5 protein-coding genes are annotated in these 6,571 nt (G+C 45.0%); 1 reads left to right on the forward strand and 4 read right to left on the reverse strand.

Translation table 11 applies throughout. The features are described from left to right. Positions 1 to 547: 547 nt before the first annotated feature. The 3 genes from H6F44_RS21735 to metK all read right to left on the reverse strand — a co-directional run bounded on the left by H6F44_RS21735 (position 548) and on the right by metK (position 3,465). Positions 548 to 850 carry an excalibur calcium-binding domain-containing protein gene (locus H6F44_RS21735; RefSeq protein ID WP_190353182.1) on the reverse strand — a complete coding sequence of 101 codons (303 nt, stop codon included), beginning with the start codon at positions 848 to 850 and terminating at the stop codon, positions 548 to 550. 97 nt (positions 851 to 947) lie between these two features. Continuing rightward, positions 948 to 2,099 carry a ferrochelatase gene (gene hemH / locus H6F44_RS21740; RefSeq protein ID WP_190353183.1) on the reverse strand — a complete coding sequence of 384 codons (1,152 nt, stop codon included), beginning with the start codon at positions 2,097 to 2,099 and terminating at the stop codon, positions 948 to 950. Positions 2,100 to 2,226: 127 nt separating this feature from the next. Further along, on the reverse strand, positions 2,227 to 3,465 hold the full coding sequence (gene metK / locus H6F44_RS21745; protein ID WP_190353184.1) for a methionine adenosyltransferase: 1,239 nt from the start codon (positions 3,463 to 3,465) through the stop codon (positions 2,227 to 2,229). 248 nt (positions 3,466 to 3,713) lie between these two features. On the opposite strand from metK, the gene H6F44_RS21750 reads away from it, so the two are divergent. Beyond that, positions 3,714 to 4,211 carry a T3SS (YopN, CesT) and YbjN peptide-binding chaperone 1 gene (locus H6F44_RS21750; protein ID WP_190353185.1) on the forward strand — a complete coding sequence of 166 codons (498 nt, stop codon included), beginning with the start codon at positions 3,714 to 3,716 and terminating at the stop codon, positions 4,209 to 4,211. Between the two features lie 82 nt (positions 4,212 to 4,293). Here the strand turns inward: H6F44_RS21750 and ftsH are convergent, their stop codons facing one another. Next, positions 4,294 to 6,171 (reverse strand): ATP-dependent zinc metalloprotease FtsH, encoded by a 1,878-nt coding sequence (gene ftsH, locus H6F44_RS21755; protein ID WP_190353186.1) that lies wholly within the window; start codon positions 6,169 to 6,171, stop codon positions 4,294 to 4,296. Between the last annotated feature and the right edge of the window lie 400 nt (positions 6,172 to 6,571).

A 6,571-nucleotide genomic window follows, 5' to 3' on the forward strand; every position in this document is an offset into this window, starting at 1 on the left:
AGTACTAGCATAGATTTGTAAAATCTTATACTGTATACTGTAGCATAGATTAAGTAAAGCCGTGCTGGAAGCACGGGGTTTTAAACCCATTTTTTTGATAACATTATTTTGTTGTAGAAATATATTTCTTAACATTAATGAAGCCAAGAAAAAGAAAAAGAAAAAGAAATTTCATTTTTGCGAATTAGAAATTGTAAAGAATAGAGACATTTCATTAACTGTTTGGGTAACGAATTTAGGCTCATCTGGGTTTACGGTTATAAGTAAAACTAATGAGAAAAACAGACTAATAATCAAGGTAGTGATCTTCAAGTCATGGTGAAGCTAATTGCTTAGCTAGCTCATTTTTACAGAATATTCATCAACATTAAATATTCTATAAAAACAAGCTAACACTTCTGTTTTCTATGGCAATGATTATTGCCATCGCCTTAATGTCTAGACTTCTCCAACAGGCTTTTAGGAGATAGATTGCTGTAGGGTAAAAATACTGTCATCGAATCTATCCACAGAATCAGCATAAACATCAAAACCAAAATCAAAACTACTATTTACACCACTGTTTTTCGCAGGGGATTCCGTCATTATTGCCGTCCATTTTAACGTTTGGACAGTTTTTCAAGAAAAAGGTTGCTTCCTCGCATGATTTCATTTGTGAGCAGAAAGTTCTACCATCACATTTGAATAATGGAGATGAAACAGTTTTTTTCTCAGGACTTGGACTATTCATTAAACCTTTGACTGCTTGGGTTTTAATAATAGGAGAGCGCGAACTCTGAGATTTAGTATATACTTGCCAACCAAGCCAACCAAGCCAACCAATAGCCAAAACAACTAAAAACTTTTTCATGTGAATATCAATAAAATATCGGCAATGCAACTGTTTTTCAAAAATTGCTGTAAATGCCTACGGACTCATTCTTATCAAGATTTTTACTTTGCCCACGTTAATTTAAAATCTGACCTCTGCCCAGCCATAACTCCAATAGCAAGATCAAAAAACCTAACATCGCTAAACGTCCATTCCAAACTTCCGCCGATTGGGTCATTCCCCATTCCCAACGCTCTTGAGGATAGAGCTTTGTATTCTTTTGCGGTTGGATTGTTTCTGAGAAGGAAATGCGGCGATCGCCCAAAGCATGAACCACCACATCGGCGAGGGACTGGATAAAAATGGGGTCAATATCAGGAGCAGGAACCCTTGCAAAGGTTTCAATACCTGCGTGTTCAGCAATCTCGCGGTATTCCATATCAATCTCTTCAAGGGTTTCGATATGCTCTGAAACAAAACTGATCGGCACGACCACTAATTCTTTGACTCCTTGCTGTGCCAATTCCTTAATGGCATTGTCTGTGTAGGGTTGCAACCATTCCACAGGACCAACACGGCTCTGGTAAGCAAGCTTGTAAGGATTGGTACGATTCAAGGTTTTCATGATTAGCGCCGCACAGGTTTCGATTTCCTTTTGATAGGGATCACCTGCTTCTTCAATGTAGCTAACAGGTACGCCGTGAGCGCTAAAGAAGACATGGGCAGCTTGCGGGTTTTTGACCTTATCAATGGTTTTCGCAATCAAATTCGCCATAGATTGCAAATAGATAGCGTTGTCGTACCATGAGGGAACAACAGTATATTTGATTTTCTGTAACTCTGGATCGCGCTGCCAAAGGCGATCTAAAAGACGCAGACTAGAGCCTGTGGTGCTAATGGAAAACTGCGGATAGAGGGGCAGAATTACTAATTCTTCGATCGCATCTTTTTTGATTTTGGCGATCGCTTCTTCGGTGAAAGGATGCCAGTAACGCATTCCGATATAGACATTTGCCTCTTGTCCCAGTTGCTGAAGTTGCAGTTTTAGAGATTGCGCCTGAGCCTCGGTAATCCGCCTAATGGGTGAGCCGCCGCCAATTTTTTTGTAATTCTCTTGGGATTTCTTGGCTCTTAATGTGGAGATCAGCCAAGCTAGGGGTGCTTGAAATAGGGGCGAAGGTAAGCGAATAATTTCTGGATCGGCAAAGAGGTTGTAGAGAAAGGGACGCACATCCTCCAACTTGTCGGGACCACCCAGATTTAATAATAAAACTCCTAATTTCGCCATCTTATCTATCTTGCTCTATTTCGCACGGTTGATTAATGATTGTGGCTCATAAAGTACTACATTAAACTCGCTACTTTATGGTTTGTTTAGAGAAGAGGGCGGCACGAAGTGCTGCCCTCTAGAATAATTAAGCGTTCTTTTGTAAGATTTCTACCTTATCTAAACGCTCCCAAGGCAAATCTAGATCGTTGCGTCCCATGTGACCATAGGCGGCAACATCTTGATAGAAACGACCATTGCGATCGCTTGGTAAATTTTGCAGATCGAAGTTTTTGATAATTGCCGCAGGACGCAGATCAAAGTGATCTTTCACCAAGCGCAATAGGGTTGCATCATCCACCTTGCCAGTACCGAAGGTGTCAATATGCAAGCTGGTAGGGCGAGCCACACCGATGGCGTAGCTGATCTGCAATTCACATTTACTTGCCAATCCTGCTGCCACAATATTTTTAGCGGCGTAGCGGGCAGCATAGGCAGCACTGCGATCGACCTTTGTGGGATCTTTGCCAGAAAATGCGCCACCACCGTGACGGGCATAGCCGCCATAGGTATCGACAATAATCTTGCGACCTGTCAGACCAGAGTCACCTTGGGGTCCTCCAATTACAAATTTGCCAGTGGGATTCACCAAATAGCGAGTTTGTTCGTCAGGTTTCACCGCAGTGTCAGCAAAACTAGGTAATACCACATGATTCCATAGGTCAGCCTTAATAATTGCCTGTACCTTTGCCTCCTCAGTTTCACCATTGATCATGGCATCATGCTGTGTCGAGAGCAGGATCGTATCGATCGCCACAGGACGATTATCCTCGTATACCACTGTCACCTGTGTTTTACCATCGGGACGCAGATAGGGAACAGTGCCATTTTTGCGGACGACAGATAGCTGACGGGCGAGGCGGTGTGCCAAGGCGATCGGCATCGGCATAAACTCTGGGGTCTCATCGCAGGCAAAACCAAACATAATGCCCTGATCACCTGCCCCAACTGCTTCAAGGGCAGCATCTTCTTCTTCACCTGTACGCGCCTCAAGAGCCACATTCACCCCTTGGGCAATGTCTGGCGACTGCTCATCCAGTGCCACGATTACCGCACAGCTATTTGCCGAAAACCCGTTGTCGGCATTGACATAACCAATTTCTGTAATTTTTTTACGCGCAATATCAACGTAATTGACCTGCGCTTTGGTAGTAATTTCCCCAGTAATTAAGACCAGTCCTGTATTTACTACAACCTCAGCAGCAACACGCGATCGCGGATCTTGAGCCAATAGAGTGTCAAGAATCGTGTCGGAAATTTGATCGCAAATCTTATCAGGATGTCCTTCCGTGACTGATTCAGATGTGAATAAAAAGCGACTAGCCAACTATGTTTCCTCCTCAAGGCAATTGGTATTAAGGTGTATTTTGATTAAATCTTTAGAATTTTTTAAATACCCATATATCATATTACAGTTGTGACTGACGTACAAATCAGAAAAAGTCAGCCATTCTATTTAAAACTACTCCATTGCCACTCAAAAGTCATCAAATTAGCGGCGCGATGCACAGCAGCGCTAATCCCTTGATTTTAATATCTATCAACCAAAGCTGTATTTTCACGGAGGAAAGTACCTTGCAATTTCAAACTAGCGCTCAAGAAGCTTGTTACGAGAAAATAGTAACTTGGATGCAGCAAATATTTGGTAAATGCCCCTGCGCCCGCCAAGACTTTCCTGGGCTAGGTATTTTTGTGGGTTCAGCATTGGTGGAAGTGCTGATTTATCCTTGGCATGACGATGATGCAGTGATCAACGTGCGATCTTATGTGGTGGTTGGGGCTGAAATTCGCTCTGATTTGTTGAGATATCTGTTGGAGGAAAATGTCAAAATGATTTTTGGGGCGTTTGGCATATCGGCTGACAACGAAATTTTGTTTGAACATTCGATTGTTGGCTCTACCTGTGACAAGAAAGAGTTAGAGGCATCAGTCAAGGCGGTTATGGATATTTCTGATGATTATGATGACAAAATCGTTGAGCGATGGGGAGGCAAACGCGCTTTAGATCGTATTCATGCAGGCACTTTGTCTAGTAATGGTTGGTCACTGCCCACTTTCAAAAACCTTTTCTAGCAAAACACTCTAACAAAAGAATCGGACAAAAGAATCGGACAAAAGAAAGAGCGGCTCTGCCGCGCCTTCTCTTGTTGTGTAATTAAGCTGATAAAGCGGCAGCCAACTTGAGTTCGCTGGTTTCGAGAATTTGTTGTAACTCTTCAGCGTCAACGGTTTCCCGTTCAACTAAGTCATGGGCAATCTTATCGAGAACATGGCGGTTATCGATGAGCAGTTGCTTGGCGCGGCGATAAGCATCGGCAACCAAAATACCCACTTCTTCATCAATGGTGGCGGCAGTTTCTTCAGAGAAGTCACGCTCGGCGGCGATGTCGCGACCAAGGAACATATTGCCATTGGCACGACCAAGGGCAACAGGACCGAGTTTATCGCTCATGCCGAAACGCATGACCATTTGGCGGGCGATCGAGGCGACTTGCTGAAGATCGCTGGAAGCACCTGTGGTTACTTCTTCGTCACCAAATACAATTTCTTCAGCAACACGACCGCCGAGGGCAACTGCCATTTGATTTTGCAAATAGGCGCGGCTTTGCATTCTCTCTTCGGTGGGTAAGAACCATGTCAAACCACCTGCACGACCGCGAGGGATGATCGTTACTTTTTGAATTGCGTCATAGTCGGGCATGAGTGCGCCAACGAGAGCATGACCTGCTTCGTGATAAGCAACCAGTTCCTTTCGCTTTTCGCTCATGACGCGATCCTTCTTCTCGGGACCAACCAAGACGCGATCGACAGCATCATTGATTTCATCCATGGAGATTTCGGTCAGGTTGCGGCGAGCGGCGAGAATTGCGGCTTCGTTCAACAAGTTAGATAGGTCTGCACCTGTGAATCCTGGGGTACGGCGAGCAATCTTTTCGAGGTCAACATCCTTAGATAATGTCTTGCCGCGTGCATGGACTCCAAGAATTTCTAGGCGACCTGCGAAGTCGGGGCGATCAACTACTACTTGGCGATCAAAACGACCAGGACGCAGTAATGCCGCATCAAGGACATCAGGGCGGTTGGTGGCTGCCACGATGATGATGCCTGTATTGCCTTCAAAACCATCCATTTCGGTGAGCAGTTGGTTGAGGGTTTGCTCGCGTTCATCGTTACCGCCGCCTAAGCCAGCGCCACGCTGACGACCGACCGCATCAATTTCATCGATGAAGACGATGCAGGGAGCATTGGTTTTGGCTTGCTCGAATAGGTCACGCACCCGCGATGCACCCACACCAACAAACATTTCCACAAATTCCGAACCCGAAATACTGAAGAACGGCACACCTGCTTCACCAGCAACGGCACGGGCAAGGAGGGTTTTACCTGTTCCAGGAGGACCGACTAGCAATACGCCTTTGGGAATTTTTGCGCCGACTGCGGTGAAGCGATCGGGATTTTTGAGGAAGTCCACGACTTCGGTAAGTTCAAACTTGGCTTGCTCAATACCTGCGACATCGGTGAAGGTGACTTGGGTTTGTGGCTCCATCTGCACACGGGCGCGGGATTTGCCAAAGTTCATCGCTTGATTACCGGGTCCCGCCTGAGCGCGGCGCAACAGGAAAAATAAACCTACTAAAAGCAAGATGGGCAGTACTAGGCTACTGAGGGTCTGCATGAGTGCGCCATCGGTACGGCGTGGTGCAACATCTAGCTCGATACCATTTTCTCTAACGGTTTTTGTAAATTCGGGATCATTGGGTAGGTTGACCCGCACTTTGCGCTTGCCTTCAGGACCACCTGGTACTGTGACTTCAGCGAAGGTGCGATCAGGGCTAAGGGTAATTCTGGAAACACCTGCGGGCTTTTTCCTGACTTCTTCGATCAACTGACTGTAGCGCCATTCACTTTGAGGAGCGGGTTGATTGTCAATCAGGGCTGTGCCTAAGGTAATTACCACAATGCCTAGCAGTGCGTATAAACCAAAATTTTTCCACTTTTTATTATTATTGTCGTTTTTATTATTGCTTTTCACTAGTACTGCTCCATCAATAGAGGTGTCCTTAGATCATTTTGCCAAGAACGGGGAATTTAATTAACTAATCTTAACGCAACCAGTCTTGGTTCGCCTTACCGAAACCGATAATCCCTCTTTAGATTGACAATTTTATAGCTACAGCGCTTTGCACTGACTTCAAACCCAGAAAAATATCAATGGACGGCTTAATTATTTGTAGGATGCGTTAGTGCAACGTAACGCATCAATTGCTTATAAGGAGATGCGTTACGCTATCGCTAACACATCCTACGTTTATCAGAAAAATGGGTTTAAAACCCCGTGCTTCCAGCACGGCTTTATATTAGAATAGCAAGTGAGTTACAGGTTGAAACACCGCCAGCATAAGCCCGACAAATTTGGCTCGACTAGGAAAGAT

The organism is Pseudanabaena cinerea FACHB-1277 (genome assembly GCF_014696345.1).
GTDB lineage: Bacteria > Cyanobacteriota > Cyanobacteriia > Pseudanabaenales > Pseudanabaenaceae > Pseudanabaena > Pseudanabaena cinerea.